General features: G+C 57.9%; 9 protein-coding genes and 2 pseudogenes. 6 read left to right on the top strand and 5 right to left on the bottom strand.

What is annotated here, in order from left to right; translation table 11 throughout:
- Positions 1-50 precede the first annotated feature (50 nt).
- Positions 51-4,295: a DNA-directed RNA polymerase subunit beta' gene (rpoC, locus tag C8N42_RS04705; protein ID WP_107815399.1), complete on the top strand. Its 4,245-nt coding sequence runs from the start codon at positions 51-53 to the stop codon at positions 4,293-4,295.
- Positions 4,296-4,684: 389 nt separating this feature from the next.
- On the opposite strand, the gene C8N42_RS04700 is transcribed toward rpoC, so the two are convergent.
- Positions 4,685-5,683 (bottom strand): glycosyltransferase family 2 protein, encoded by a 999-nt coding sequence (locus C8N42_RS04700; RefSeq protein WP_107815398.1) that lies wholly within the window; start codon positions 5,681-5,683, stop codon positions 4,685-4,687.
- A gap of 141 nt (positions 5,684-5,824) precedes the next feature.
- On the opposite strand from C8N42_RS04700, the gene C8N42_RS04695 reads away from it, so the two are divergent.
- The 5 genes and pseudogenes from C8N42_RS04695 to tuf all read left to right on the top strand — a co-directional run bounded on the left by C8N42_RS04695 (position 5,825) and on the right by tuf (position 11,225).
- On the top strand, positions 5,825-6,739 hold the full coding sequence (locus C8N42_RS04695) for a DMT family transporter (RefSeq protein WP_245889965.1): 915 nt from the start codon (positions 5,825-5,827) through the stop codon (positions 6,737-6,739).
- A gap of 255 nt (positions 6,740-6,994) precedes the next feature.
- Positions 6,995-7,366 carry a 30S ribosomal protein S12 gene (gene rpsL, locus C8N42_RS04690; RefSeq protein ID WP_008204009.1) on the top strand — a complete coding sequence of 124 codons (372 nt, stop codon included), beginning with the start codon at positions 6,995-6,997 and terminating at the stop codon, positions 7,364-7,366.
- A gap of 12 nt (positions 7,367-7,378) precedes the next feature.
- Entirely contained in the window at positions 7,379-7,849 is a 471-nt protein-coding gene (gene rpsG / locus C8N42_RS04685) for a 30S ribosomal protein S7 (RefSeq protein ID WP_107815397.1), read from the top strand.
- Between the two features lie 23 nt (positions 7,850-7,872).
- The gene (gene fusA / locus C8N42_RS04680) at positions 7,873-9,990 is read left to right on the top strand and encodes an elongation factor G (protein WP_107815396.1); all 2,118 of its coding nucleotides are present in this window, start codon (positions 7,873-7,875) and stop codon (positions 9,988-9,990) included.
- A 59-nt stretch (positions 9,991-10,049) separates the two neighbouring features.
- Positions 10,050-11,225 (top strand): annotated as a pseudogene (gene tuf, locus C8N42_RS04675) (elongation factor Tu).
- Positions 11,226-11,490: 265 nt separating this feature from the next.
- Here the strand turns inward: tuf and C8N42_RS04670 are convergent.
- The 4 genes and pseudogenes from C8N42_RS04670 to C8N42_RS04655 form a co-directional block, all read right to left on the bottom strand.
- Entirely contained in the window at positions 11,491-12,234 is a 744-nt protein-coding gene (locus C8N42_RS04670) for a hypothetical protein (RefSeq protein ID WP_146168239.1), read from the bottom strand.
- Entirely contained in the window at positions 12,231-12,524 is a 294-nt protein-coding gene (locus tag C8N42_RS04665) for a hypothetical protein (RefSeq protein ID WP_107815394.1), read from the bottom strand. Before C8N42_RS04665 ends, C8N42_RS04670 begins: the two co-directional genes overlap by 4 nt.
- A gap of 134 nt (positions 12,525-12,658) precedes the next feature.
- Positions 12,659-12,973: pseudogene (locus tag C8N42_RS04660) on the bottom strand (transposase); the annotation flags it as partial.
- A 16-nt stretch (positions 12,974-12,989) separates the two neighbouring features.
- Entirely contained in the window at positions 12,990-14,069 is a 1,080-nt protein-coding gene (locus C8N42_RS04655; RefSeq protein WP_107815393.1) for an IS110 family RNA-guided transposase, read from the bottom strand.
- Between the last annotated feature and the right edge of the window lie 381 nt (positions 14,070-14,450).

Raw genomic sequence — 14,450 nt, 5'->3', positions numbered from 1 at the left:
AGCGCCCTTACTCTCCCTCCCTTTTCGAGACAATCTGAGGAACTCAATAGATGAACCAGGAACTCACAACCAACCCGTTCAACCCGCTGGCGCAGCCCTCGACGTTCGATGAGATCAAGGTCTCTCTGGCGTCCCCGGAGCGCATCCTGTCGTGGTCCTACGGGGAAATCAAAAAGCCCGAGACCATCAACTACCGGACGTTCAAGCCGGAGCGTGACGGTCTGTTCTGTGCGCGTATCTTTGGCCCGATCAAAGACTATGAATGTCTCTGCGGTAAATACAAGCGCATGAAATATCGCGGCGTTGTCTGCGAAAAATGCGGTGTTGAAGTCACCCTCCAGAAAGTGCGTCGCGAGCGCATGGGCCACATCGAACTGGCCGCGCCCGTCGCCCACATCTGGTTCCTGAAATCGCTGCCGAGCCGGATCGGCCTCATGCTCGACATGACGCTGCGCGATCTGGAGCGTGTGCTCTATTTCGAAAACTACGTGGTGATCGAACCGGGTCTGACGGACCTCTCCTACGGTCAGATGATGACCGAAGAAGAGTACATGGACGCGCAGGATCTCTACGGCATGGATGCGTTCGAAGCCGACATCGGCGCCGAAGCGATCCGTAAGATGCTCGCCAACATCGACCTTGAATCCACTGCGGAACAACTGCGGGAAGACCTCAAGGAAGCGACCGGCGAGCTCAAGCCCAAGAAGATCATCAAGCGTCTGAAAATCGTCGAGAGCTTCCTCGAATCCGGCAACCGCCCGGAGTGGATGATTCTGACCGTGATCCCCGTGATCCCGCCGGAACTCCGCCCGCTGGTGCCGCTCGATGGTGGCCGGTTTGCGACCTCCGATCTCAACGATCTCTACCGTCGTGTGATCAACCGGAACAACCGTCTGAAACGCCTGATCGAGCTGCGTGCGCCGGACATCATCGTCCGCAACGAAAAACGGATGCTGCAAGAATCCGTTGACGCTCTGTTCGACAACGGTCGTCGTGGCCGCGTCATCACCGGTGCGAACAAACGCCCGCTGAAGTCGCTCTCCGACATGCTCAAAGGCAAACAGGGTCGCTTCCGTCAGAACCTTTTGGGCAAACGCGTCGACTTCTCCGGCCGTTCGGTCATCGTGACCGGGCCAGAATTGAAGCTGCACCAATGTGGTCTGCCGAAGAAGATGGCGCTCGAACTGTTCAAGCCGTTCATCTATTCGCGGCTTGAGGCCAAAGGACTGTCTTCGACCGTGAAGCAAGCCAAGAAACTGGTGGAAAAAGAACGTCCGGAAGTGTGGGATATCCTCGACGAGGTGATCCGCGAACACCCGGTCATGCTGAACCGTGCGCCCACGCTGCACCGTCTCGGCATTCAGGCGTTCGAACCCACGCTGATCGAAGGCAAGGCCATTCAGCTTCACCCGCTCGTGTGTTCGGCCTTCAACGCCGACTTCGACGGTGACCAGATGGCCGTTCACGTGCCGCTGAGCCTTGAAGCCCAGCTTGAAGCCCGCGTCCTGATGATGTCCACGAACAACGTGCTGTCGCCCGCCAACGGCGCGCCGATTATCGTGCCGTCGCAGGATATGATCCTCGGCCTGTATTACATCACGATGCAGCGTGAGGGGATGAAGGGCGAAGGCATGGTCTTCTCCGACATCGAGGAAGTCGAATACGCTCTGACCGCCGGTGAAGTGCACCTGCACGCCAAGATCACCGCGCGGATCAAGCAGATCGACGAGCACGGTCAGGAAGTCTGGAAACGCTACGAGACCACTCCGGGTCGTCTGCGTCTCGGTTCGCTTCTGCCGCTCAACGCGAAAGCGCCGTTCGAACTGGTCAACCAGCTTCTGCGGAAGAAAGACGTGCAGCGCGTCATCGACACCGTTTACCGTTACTGCGGCCAGAAAGAGTCGGTGATCTTCTGTGACCAGATCATGTCGCTCGGGTTCAAAGAGGCGTTCAAGGCCGGGATTTCCTTCGGCAAGGACGACATGGTGATCCCGGACAACAAGTGGACCATCGTCGATGGCACCCGCGATCAGGTGAAAGACTTTGAACAACAGTACATGGATGGCCTGATTACCCAGGGCGAAAAGTACAACAAGGTCGTGGATGCCTGGGCCAAGTGTAACGACAAGGTCACCGAGGCGATGATGAACACCATCTCGGCGCCGAAGTACGACGAGAACGGAGCCGAACAGGAACCGAACTCGGTCTACATGATGGCCCACTCCGGGGCCCGTGGTTCCGTGACCCAGATGAAACAGCTGGGCGGGATGCGCGGCCTGATGGCGAAACCCTCGGGCGAGATTATCGAAACGCCGATCATCTCGAACTTCAAAGAGGGTCTGTCGGTGCTCGAGTACTTCAACTCGACTCACGGCGCGCGGAAAGGTCTGTCGGATACGGCGCTTAAAACGGCGAACTCCGGTTACCTGACCCGTCGTCTCGTTGACGTGGCACAGGACTGCATCGTGCGCGAAGTCGACTGTGGCACCGAAAACGCGATCACCGCGGAAGCCGCCGTTAACGACGGTGAGGTCGTGGCGACGCTTGCCGAACGTATCCTTGGCCGTGTGTCCGCCGACGACGTTCTGCGTCCGGGCACCGACGAGGTGCTGGTGTCCAAGAACGAGCTGATCGACGAACGCAAGGCCGACGCGATCGAGGCCGCCGGTGTGGCGTCGCTGCGCATCCGCAGCCCGCTGACCTGTGAAGCCGAAGAGGGCGTCTGTGCCGCTTGTTACGGTCGTGACCTTGCCCGCGGTACTCTGGTGAACCAGGGTGAAGCCGTCGGTATCATCGCGGCCCAGTCCATCGGTGAACCGGGCACGCAGCTGACGATGCGGACCTTCCACATCGGCGGCGTTGCCCAGGGTGGTCAGCAGTCCTTCCAGGAATCCAACCAGGAAGGCAAGATCGAGTTCCGTGATGCGAACCTGCTTGAGAACAAGCATGGGGAGCAGATCGTCATGGGCCGCAACATGAAGCTTGCGATCATGGACGAGAACGGTGTGGAACGCGCTTCCTACAAACTCGGTTACGGCACCAAGGTTTTCGTCACCGATGGTCAGACTGTCGGTCGTGGCGAAAAACTGTTCGAATGGGACCCGTACACGCTTCCGATCATCGCTGAAAAATCCGGTAAGGCGAAATTCGTCGACCTCATTACGGGCCTTTCCGTCCGTGACGAGACCGACGATGCGACCGGCATGACCCAGAAGATCGTGTCCGACTGGCGTTCCGTGCCGCGTGGCGGCGATCTGAAACCGGAGATCCTGATCCTCGGCGAAGATGGCGAACCGGTGCGCAATGAAGCTGGCAACCCTGTGACCTATCTGATGTCCGTGGACGCCATCCTCTCCATTGAGGACGGTCAGGACATCCAGGCCGGTGACGTGGTTGCTCGTATCCCGCGCGAGGGTGCGAAGACCAAGGACATCACCGGGGGTCTGCCGCGTGTGGCCGAGCTTTTCGAAGCCCGTCGTCCGAAAGATCACGCGATCATCGCGGAGATCGACGGCTACGTGCGTTTCGGCAAGGACTACAAGAACAAGCGCCGCATCACCATCGAACCGTCGGACGACACCAAGGAGCCCGTCGAATACATGGTGCCGAAAGGCAAGCACATCCCGGTGGCCGAAGGCGACTTCGTGCACAAGGGCGACTATATCATGGACGGCAACCCGGCGCCGCACGACATCCTCGCGATCATGGGTGTCGAGGCTCTAGCCGATTACATGATCAACGAGGTGCAGGAGGTCTATCGTCTGCAAGGCGTTAAGATCAACGACAAGCACATCGAAGTCATCGTGCGCCAGATGCTGCAGAAATGGGAAATCCTCGACTCTGGGGACACTACTCTGCTCAAGGGCGAAGCGGTCGATAAGGTCGAGTTCGACGAAGCCAACGAGAAAGCGGAAAGCAAGGGCGGGCGTCCGGCGAAAGGTCAGCCGATCCTCCTCGGGATTACCAAGGCCTCGCTGCAAACGCGCTCCTTCATCTCGGCGGCATCGTTCCAGGAGACCACCCGTGTTCTCACCGAGGCCTCCGTTCAGGGCAAACGCGACAAGCTTGTCGGTCTCAAGGAGAACATCATCGTGGGTCGCCTGATCCCGGCCGGCACCGGTGGCGCCACCCAACGCGTCCGCCGTATTGCCGCCGAGCGCGACAACGTGGTGATCGAGGAAGCCCGTGCAGAGGCCGAAGCCGCCGCACAGCTGGCGGCCCCGGTCATGGATGTGATGGGCGACGACACCGAAGACACGCTCTTCGTCGAGACCCCGGAAGGTTCCGACGAATAAGTCGATCCGGTATGGAAAAACGAAAGGCCCTGCGGAAACGCGGGGCCTTTTGGGTTTGGGTAAATTCCAATTTGACGCATACACCTTCTTTGTGAGGGCGGGAGGATATTAGCCAAAGAAAAGCTTAATCAGCAAAGATGAGATAACTGTCGTTGCGGCACCTATAAGCGCAGCAAAAATACCGATTTTAATGTTGTTATGCTGAGCGAACTTAAATTGTAGATGCTTGATTTCTCGCGCTCGTATTACTCACGTACTTCTGTATCACCCAATCCACCGCCGTTGGTCAAATGAATGAGTTCTTCAAGCCTGTCTTTGTCGCTCATATCTCGACTTTCCCGATTGCTCGAATTGTTTGCTTTCTGGTTTTAATCGCTTGATAGCTTGGTTCACCCCAACCGCACTGCTTCGTCCCGGTGATGAACCCACCGCGGGTCTTCCTCCGCCTCGAACCCGTGTACCTCGGCCAGTCGTTCGACGTAATCCATGCAGCACAGATGGTGTAGCCGCATCAGTTCCGGCTCGCGGGTGAACTCGCCATAAACCGCATCGAACCGCTCCGAGTATTTCAGCGCACTTTCGTCCAGTTCCTCGTTGCGGTTCTTGCCCTTGAAAAACGTCTCGGTATAGCGATCCTTGCCTGCCACGGAGGAGGGCGTGCCCATCTTGAGCGCGAAGCTTTCCCATGTGCGCGAGGCGTAATGGTTAAGCTGGGCGTAATCATGGGTGATCCAGCGGGATTTTGTCATCATCACCGGGTTATCTTTCGGATGATACCGCCGCATGGTCGCCCCGTCGCAGCGTTTGAGCTGATTGGGCCGCGCGCCCCAGGCCCCCTTGCCCCGCCAGCCTTTTGGGGAATGCACGCCGAGCCGCCAGAAATCCATCGGCCAGCGCACCAGTGATTTGAAAAAGACATTGCCTTTGTGGCGCCGTTCCGAGGCCCGGAGGAACCTGCGATGGGTCAGATCGTCTGTCCAGCGCACCTGACCGCTGTCGCCGAAACAGCGCCAGTGCACGGCGATTGCATGGGTCTCGGCCATATCGAACGTCGCCAGAAGATCGTCGAGCAGCCCGTCGCCCACATGTACCACCAGAAATTCGTCCACGTCGATGTTGAACACCCATTCCGCCGCCCGGATGCGCGGGTGATCCGACATCAGCTTCAGCGTCGTCTGTTTCACCGGGCGGTCCGGCTTCGGGACATAGGGCACGGCGGTGATGACGCCGGCCGCGTCGAGGGCCTGCAACAACTCCGGCGAATGATCGGTGCAATCGTTGTAAAACACGACCAGATGATCGAAGCCCAGCATGAGATACCAGGCCACCCACTCAAGGATGAACGGTCCCTCGTTGCGCATGGTCGTGACGACGAGACGCTCGCCCATTTACCCCACCTGAAATCGCACTCTTCCGTGCCTCACTATGCATGGCCTCCTGCGGAGAGCAAGCCGCGCGTATTCGCTCTGTGACGATCCCTCTTTTCTGGCCTGTCGGTCGATGATAGCGGGGGGCGGAAAGGACGCTTCATGATGACCCTGCTCTCACGCTTGCCCGACAACACCCGCGGTGCGGTGCTCATGTCGCTCTCCATGGCGGCCTTCACCACCAATGACAGTTTCATGAAGGGCGTTCTTGTCGAGGTGCCGCTGTTTCAGGCGCTGTTTTTGCGCGCGGTGTTGAACCTTGCGATGCTTTATCTTGTGCTCACGCTGATCATCGGGCCGGTGCGGTTTGACCTCTCCCGTCGTGACTGGGCGTTGGTCATCCTGCGTTCTATGGCCGAAGTGGGGGCGGCGATGTGTTTTCTCACCGCGCTCAAACATGTGCCGCTGGCCAATGCCACGGCGATCATGCAAACCATGCCACTGTCGATCACCATCGCGGGCTGGTTGCTGTTTCGCGATCCTTTGGGTTGGCGGCGGATGATTGCGATCTTCATCGGGTTCCTCGGGGTGCTCATGATCGTGCAACCGGGAACGGACGGGTTCAGCGCCTATGGGCTTTGGGCCGTGGCGGCGATGCTCTGTGTCACGTTGCGCGATATCATCGTGCGCAAGATGCATCAGAGCGTACCCAATTCCACGGTGACCTTCGGTGCGATCGTGGCGGTCGGGATTATCACTGGCTTTTTGTCTCTGGGCATCGACTGGACGCCGATGACGGTGAAAACCTCCGTGCAGCTCTTCGGCTCCGCCGCCTTTGTCCTCGTCGGTTATGTGCTTTCCGTCGCGGTGATGCGGGTGGGGGAGATGTCTTTCATTTCGCCGTTTCGCTATACCGCGCTGATCTGGGCGCTGGTGATCGGCTTCTTCGCCTTCGGGGAATGGCCGAACCTTCTGGCGCTGGCAGGCGCGGGCACGATTGCAGCGACGGGCATCTACACGGTGCTACGCGAGGCGCGGTTGAAACGCCGGGCAGGAAGAGAGGGCGGCGGCTGTTGACAAGCCTGTCGACTCTACCTATACCGCGCCCCATCCGGCTCAGGGTCTGACTCTGTTTGCCGACTCTCAAATCGTAGTGATCAAGATGCGAGCCACTTTGAGGCTCTCATCCTCTGGGAACTCACCGCGTCGTTCGCCTCGGAATGGGAACGATTGCGGGTTTTCGTGTTATGCGCATGTCGCGTGACACAACCAACGTAATCGCCCCGGCAAAAGCCGAGGTTCACAGAAGTCTAGGAAACGGGAAAGAGCCCTATGCCGACGATTCAGCAGCTGATCCGCAAACCGCGTCAGCCCAAACGTAAGGTTTCCAAGTCGCAGCACTTGGAACAATGCCCCCAGAAGCGCGGCGTCTGCACGCGCGTCTACACCACCACCCCGAAGAAACCGAACTCCGCTATGCGGAAAGTTGCCAAGGTCCGCCTGACCAACGGTTTCGAGGTCATCTCCTACATCCCCGGTGAAAGCCACAACCTTCAGGAACACTCCGTGGTTCTGATCCGCGGCGGCCGTGTAAAAGACCTTCCGGGTGTGCGTTACCACATCCTCCGTGGTGTCCTCGACACCCAAGGCGTCAAAGACCGTAAACAGCGTCGCTCGAAATACGGCGCGAAGCGTCCGAAGTAAGGAGATCTCAGAATGTCTCGTCGTCACGCCGCTGAGAAGCGCGAAGTTCTGCCCGACGCCAAATATGGCGATCGCGTGCTGACCAAATTCATGAACAACCTGATGATCGACGGCAAAAAGTCGGTCGCAGAGAAAATCGTCTATAACGCGCTCGATCGCGTTGAGACGAAACTCAAAAAAGCTCCGGTGGAAGTCTTCCACGAAGCCCTCGACAACGTGAAACCGTCCGTCGAAGTGCGCTCCCGCCGTGTGGGCGGTGCCACCTATCAGGTGCCCGTCGAAGTGCGTACCGAGCGTCGCGAAGCTCTGGCCATCCGTTGGCTGATCAACGCGTCCCGCGCCCGCAATGAAAACACGATGGAAGAACGTCTTGCCGGTGAACTGCTCGACGCGGTAAATGGCCGTGGCGCTGCTGTGAAAAAGCGCGAAGACACCCATAAGATGGCCGACGCGAACAAAGCGTTCAGCCATTACCGCTGGTAACAAAACCGAAGGACACGAGCCCCATGGCACGCGATTATCCCCTCGACCGGTACCGCAACTTCGGTATCATGGCGCATATCGACGCTGGCAAGACCACCACGTCGGAACGCATCCTCTACTACACCGGGAAGTCCCACAACATCGGTGAGGTGCACGACGGTGCAGCCACCATGGACTGGATGGAGCAGGAGCAGGAACGCGGCATCACCATCACCTCGGCTGCGACGACCACTTTCTGGGAGCGCACCGAAGACGGTGAAACCGCCCAGACCCCGAAGCACCGCTTCAACATCATCGACACCCCCGGCCACGTGGACTTCACCATCGAGGTGGAACGTTCGCTCGCCGTGCTCGACGGTGCGGTTGCCGTGCTCGACGCCAACGCCGGTGTTGAGCCGCAAACCGAAACCGTGTGGCGTCAGGCCGACCGCTACAAGGTTCCGCGTATCGTGTTCGTCAACAAGATGGACAAGATCGGTGCCGACTTCTTCAACTGCGTGCGCATGATCGAAGACCGCACCGGTGCCCGTCCGGTTCCGGTTGCAATCCCGATCGGTGCCGAGACCGAGCTTGAGGGCCTCCTCGACCTCGTTCTGATGAAGGAATGGCTCTGGAAAGGCGACGACCTCGGCGCGTCCTGGGTTCTCGAAGACATCCGTCCGGAGCTTCAGGATCAGGCCGACGAATGGCGTGGCAAGATGATCGAAGCCGCCGTCGAAATGGACGACGACGCGATGATGGCCTACCTCGAAGGTGAAGAGCCGGACGTTCCGACGCTCCGCGCGCTGCTCCGCAAGGGCTGCCTGTCGATGTCCTTCGTGCCGATGCTCGGCGGGTCCGCGTTCAAGAATAAAGGCGTGCAGCCGCTCCTGAACGCCGTGATCGACTACCTCCCGTCCCCGCTGGATGTCCCGGATTACATGGGCTTCAAACCGGGCGACGAGGAAGAGGTGCGCAACATCGCCCGCCGTGCGGACGACAACATGCCCTTCGCCGGTCTCGCGTTCAAAATCATGAACGACCCGTTCGTGGGTTCGCTGACCTTTACCCGGATCTACTCCGGCGTGATGAACAAAGGCGACAGCATCCTGAACTCCACCAAAGGTAAGAAAGAGCGCATCGGTCGTATGATGATGATGCACTCCAACAACCGTGAGGAGATCGAGGAAGCCTTTGCCGGCGACATCATCGCTCTGGCCGGTCTGAAAGACACGACCACCGGTGACACGCTTTGCGACGCCAAGGATCCGGTCGTGCTCGAAACCATGACCTTCCCGGATCCGGTGATCGAGATTGCGGTCGAGCCGAAAACCAAGGGTGACCAGGAGAAAATGTCCGCAGGTCTGGCGCGTCTTGCCGCCGAAGACCCGTCCTTCCGCGTCGAAACCGACCTCGAGTCCGGTCAGACCATCATGAAGGGCATGGGCGAACTTCACCTCGACATCCTCGTGGACCGTCTGAAGCGCGAGTTCAAAGTGGAAGCCAACATCGGTGCGCCTCAGGTGGCCTACCGTGAGACCATCTCCCACAAGATCGAGCACTCCTACACCCACAAGAAACAGTCCGGTGGTTCCGGTCAGTTCGCTGAGGTGAAACTGGAGATCGTTCCGACCGAGCCGGGCGAAGGCTACTCTTTTGAGTCCCGTATCGTCGGCGGTGCCGTGCCGAAGGAATACATCCCGGGTGTCGAAAAAGGCATCAAATCCGTGATGGACTCCGGTCCGCTCGCGGGCTTCCCGGTGATCGACTTCAAGGTGGCGCTCCTCGATGGTAAGTTCCACGACGTCGACTCCTCGGTTCTGGCGTTCGAAATCGCGTCTCGTATGTGCATGCGTGAAGGTCTCAAAAAGGCCGGCGCGAAACTGCTCGAGCCGATGATGAAAGTCGAAGTGATCACTCCGGAAGAATACACCGGTGGCATCATTGGTGACCTCACCTCCCGTCGTGGGCAGGTGACCGGTCAGGAACCGCGCGGCAACGCGGTGGCGATCAACGCCTTCGTGCCGCTCGCCAACATGTTCGGCTACATCAACACCCTGCGCTCCATGTCCTCGGGCCGCGCGCAGTTTACGATGCAGTTCGACCATTACGAACCGGTGCCGAGCAACATCTCGGAAGAAATCCAGGCGAAATACGCCTAAGCCCAACACGGGGACCGGATTATCCGGTCCCCACCACGAATTACACAGGAGGCCACGATATGGCTAAAGGTAAGTTTGAGCGTAACAAACCGCACGTGAACATCGGTACGATTGGGCACGTTGACCACGGGAAGACGACACTGACGGCGGCGATCACGAAGTATTTCGGTGATTTCAAGGCGTATGACGAGATTGACGGCGCACCGGAAGAGAAAGCGCGCGGGATCACGATTTCGACCGCTCACGTTGAATACGAGACGCCGAACCGTCACTACGCGCACGTGGACTGCCCCGGCCACGCCGACTACGTGAAGAACATGATCACCGGTGCGGCCCAGATGGACGGCGGCATTCTGGTGGTGAACGCGGCTGATGGCCCGATGCCGCAGACCCGTGAGCACATCCTGTTGGCCCGTCAGGTCGGCGTGCCGGCTCTGGTGGTGTTCCTGAACAATGTCGATCAGGGGGACGACGAAGAGCTTCTGGAGCTCGTCTAAATGGAAGTTCGCGAATTGCTAAGCGAATTCGACTTCTCGAGCGACGATATTCCGATCATCGCGGGCTCCGCTCTGGCCGCGTTGGAAGGTCGTGACCCGGAAATCGGCGAAAACAAAATCCGCGAGCTGATGGAAGCCGTCGACGCCTATATCCCGGAACCCGAGCGTGCGATCGACCAGCCGTTCCTGATGCCGATCGAAGACGTGTTCTCGATCTCCGGTCGCGGTACCGTTGTGACCGGCCGTGTGGAGCGCGGTGTGATCAACGTGGGCGACGAGATCGAAATCGTCGGGATCCGCGACACCAAGAAAACCACCTGTACCGGTGTGGAAATGTTCCGCAAACTGCTCGACCGCGGTGAAGCCGGCGACAACATCGGCGCTCTGCTGCGCGGTGTGGACCGTGAAGGCGTTGAGCGTGGACAGGTTCTGTGTAAACCGGGCTCGGTGAACCCGCACACCAAATTCGAATCCGAGGTCTACATTCTGACCAAGGAAGAAGGTGGCCGTCACACCCCGTTCTTCGCGAACTACCGTCCGCAGTTCTACTTCCGCACGACGGACGTGACCGGGACGGTCGTTCTTCCGGAAGGCACCGAGATGGTGATGCCGGGCGACAACCTGAAATTCACGGTTGAGCTGATCGCCCCGATCGCGATGGAAGAAGGTCTTCGCTTCGCCATCCGCGAAGGTGGCCGCACCGTCGGTTCGGGCGTCGTGTCCAAAATCATCGAATAATCGGGTCGAGTTTCTGTAAGAAACTCTGACCGGTGGGTGACAGTGTCTTTTGCTCGCAAAAGATCACGAGAACCCACTCCGGTTGAGAATAGAGAGGCTCCGCAAACGCGGAGCCTTTTCTTTTGCGAAGGCGTGATCCCGTTTAGGAAGCCAGGCAATGGTGCAAGCCGCGGGTGGCAGGGTATTTTGACAAAGCCAAAGGTGTCCCGAGAACCCGGGCCGGAAATGAACACGTGAAGAGCTTTTCCGCCTTCTGCGAAAGACTTTATTCGCCCTCCGGCAAAAGGGGATCTATGGTGTATTCGATGTAGGAGAGGGCCTCGGTATTCAGTTCGGAAACATAGGTTTCAAAATAGCGGCCATAGTTATCCTGCATTCTGACCCGCCCGTTTTTGGCAATCAGTACAAACATGGGCACCACTTGTCCGCACCTGGAAAGTTCATCTCCACTGATCTGGGGGTTCATTCGGAAAGGAGATGTTCCCGTGCCGATAATTTTCAGGTTCTCGACGGTAATATGGGTTCTCGGATCTAAGCGACAGGCGTGATATCTTACCAGTCGCCCTCCATTCTTTTCGAAAACAGCGTTTTTGGCACGACGTGCTTCGCTCAAGTCAATGTAATCGGTAAAGATCGTCAGTGTGCCGTCGAAGGCGATATCCGCATCCATGGAAATGGTCAGATTATCAAACTGATATACCCCATGCGGGAACCATATCTTGTCGCCGCTTTCGATGATGGCGTCGGAAACGACCATCGGCGGTTTGCCGGAAAGCTGACGAGTGCTCATTTTCATGTTGAGCGCAGAGTGTGCGGGTTGGTATCCCTCGGGAGGCTCACTTTGTCGTTCTCTGGCTGCTTTTGGGCCTGCGAGGATGTGAGACTCAATAAGCCCGTCAGGTAAAGTCGAGGTCTCATTCTGCTCTGCATGCGCAGCGACATCCGTGAGCGCGAGCCCGAATGCGCAGATTGCGATTTGGCTCCAATTGCGGAACAAATCAGGTTTCATACCCAAACGCCCTCCCAAAGGGTCTGGCCCGAGTGGTACATGAACGGGATTTGGGAATGGGGTGTCATGAAATACGCAGCCTCATTGATGAGGAGGCCACTGTTATAAAGCCCATTTTCATTCACAAATACATCTGAAGCGCTGGAGAAATCGCTTCCTCCGTCATATCCATCACCCAAGAGATACGGAATGGATGTACTGATTCCATCGGCATAATCAAATACATCACCTACAGTAATGATGCGGCCATCGGCAAAAACGGCTGCTCCATGCGTGAGCAGGGAGAACATAGCGTCACCAACATAGTCCTCCGCATTTGATGCAACCGTGGGAATGATCTCGACGCCAGGATTGTACCACTCAAACTCATCAGGGCCAGAGAAAATGAGCTACTCCCCATATATTGGACAATATCTGGCGTAGTTTAAGCTACTCTTTGCACCTGCTGATCGGGTTGGGTTGTTTCATTTCGCTGCCAATAGATCACAGCGGGTGGTTGGCCGCCAAGGGCGGAATGAGGGCGCTTGTGGTTGTAGAACGCGATCCACTTACTGACGCCAGCTTTGGCCTCTGATCCGGTCTCCCATGCATGCAGATAAACGCATTCGTATTTCAGAGATCGCCAGAGCCGTTCCACGAAGATGTTGTCGAGGAACCGCCCCTTGCCATCCATGGAGATACGCACGCCGGATCGGCGCAACCGGTCCGTCCAGGCGAATGACGTGAACTGGCTGCCCTGGACGCCCTTCTAAGAGTCAAGCGGCGATTTGTGTCTGGTTGATCTCTTTGTAGCGGCGCATGATGATGCCGAAGACTTCGCGCGCGATGTAACGTTTGAGGCTGCGAATGGCTTCCAGCTTTGAGTTTCCGGCAGCGATCCGTTTGGCAACGTAGGCTTGAGTGCGTGGGTCCAGTCGCAAACGTCCGATGGCGATAATGTGGATCGCGCTATTGGCTGCGCGATCACCGCCTCTGTTCAACCTGTGCCTGACAGTTTTGCCAGAAGACGCTGGCACGGGACTGACGCCGCAAAGGGCGGCAAAGCTGGCTTCGGATTTCAACCGCTCTGGATTGTCGCCAGCCGTCAGCAATAATTGCGCCGCGCTGTTCAGGCCGATCGCGGTCTGTTTGAGCAGCTCAGGAGCAAGGTCCTTGACGATGGCTTCAATCATGTCATCCAGATCGGCGATCTCGTCATGCAGTTCGAGGTAACGCCGCGCCAGGGATTTGAGCGCGATGCGATAGGCTTCTTCGATCTGCCGAAAGGCCGTGAGATCGGGCCGCCAAGCTGCCAGTGTGCGGATTAACTGCATTCGCGTCATCTTACGCAGGGGTTCTCGCAATCTGTCGGGGGCACAGACGATCGTCGTCTGGATCATTTGCAAAGCAATGCGGCGCGCCTGAACGGCTGTCTTTCGGCAAACCCTTAGAACACGGAGGCTTTCGACCATACCGTCACGGCTTCTCGGTGTGACAGTGCGCCGTTCGGTGAAGGCGGCATGGGCCGCACTTTCTGCGTCGAAGTCGTCGTTCTTGCCGCGGCGACGGCGCTCATTTTTGTCAGGGGCAGTAACCACCTCCAGAACTTCGACGCCAGCTGTCTGCAAATAGCGCAGTAACCCTGCGCCATAGCTGCCCGAACATTCGATGCCGACGCGTTGCAGATCCCCGAAAGACCGCATCCAGTTCAACATCAAGCGATAGCCATGACGGGTCGTGGGAAAGCTCTCGGTGCCGAGCACCCGGTCGTAATGGTCTACGACAGCTGCAACATGTAAATCCTTGTGGGTATCTACGCCTCCGACGACGTGAGACGTTTCTGGGTTGTTGGCCATTTGACGATCCTTTTCTGCGGCAAGAGAACGAGCATCGCCTCGATGAATGCAGGGACAGGACAGTCATGAGACCGGATGGTCAGGCCCTTCTTGGGTCACGGCAGCACCTTTGAGACAAGCTCGCCGCAGGCGTTCCCGGATGATCGACAGGTCCAGGGAAAGACACGTGTCAGGTCGGTCGCTGTTTGGGTCAAACCAAACCGAGAAGCCATGCGGCACCAACCCAGCGAATGGTCGATCAGTGTTTGAGTCAAACCATCCGAGAACTGGTATCAATCGTATGACTGTCGGTGTTCATAATTTCTGGCGGGCCGAACTTATGGATGGCTTCGTTCAGCGCATCGACGCAAAACTCTGCTTCCAGCGTGTTTGAGATACGCC

The sequence above is a fragment of the Celeribacter persicus genome (assembly GCF_003050785.1).
In the GTDB taxonomy this organism is placed as follows: Bacteria; Pseudomonadota; Alphaproteobacteria; order Rhodobacterales; family Rhodobacteraceae; genus Celeribacter; species Celeribacter persicus.
The sequence above is the reverse complement of the archived record's forward strand: the minus strand, read 5'-3'. Positions and strand labels throughout refer to the sequence as shown.

What these genes read in the sequence shown, in the direction of transcription:
- rpoC (WP_107815399.1), top strand. Translation starts at nt 51, where the DNA reads ATGAACCAGGAACTCACAACCAACCCGTTCAACCCGCTGGCGCAGCCC.
- C8N42_RS04700 (WP_107815398.1), bottom strand. Translation starts at nt 5,683, where the DNA reads ATGGGCGAGCGTCTCGTCGTCACGACCATGCGCAACGAGGGACCGTTC.
- C8N42_RS04695 (WP_245889965.1), top strand. Translation starts at nt 5,825, where the DNA reads ATGATGACCCTGCTCTCACGCTTGCCCGACAACACCCGCGGTGCGGTG.
- rpsL (WP_008204009.1), top strand. Translation starts at nt 6,995, where the DNA reads ATGCCGACGATTCAGCAGCTGATCCGCAAACCGCGTCAGCCCAAACGT.
- rpsG (WP_107815397.1), top strand. Translation starts at nt 7,379, where the DNA reads ATGTCTCGTCGTCACGCCGCTGAGAAGCGCGAAGTTCTGCCCGACGCC.
- fusA (WP_107815396.1), top strand. Translation starts at nt 7,873, where the DNA reads ATGGCACGCGATTATCCCCTCGACCGGTACCGCAACTTCGGTATCATG.
- C8N42_RS04670 (WP_146168239.1), bottom strand. Translation starts at nt 12,234, where the DNA reads ATGAAACCTGATTTGTTCCGCAATTGGAGCCAAATCGCAATCTGCGCA.
- C8N42_RS04665 (WP_107815394.1), bottom strand. Translation starts at nt 12,524, where the DNA reads ATGTTCTCCCTGCTCACGCATGGAGCAGCCGTTTTTGCCGATGGCCGC.
- C8N42_RS04655 (WP_107815393.1), bottom strand. Translation starts at nt 14,069, where the DNA reads ATGGCCAACAACCCAGAAACGTCTCACGTCGTCGGAGGCGTAGATACC.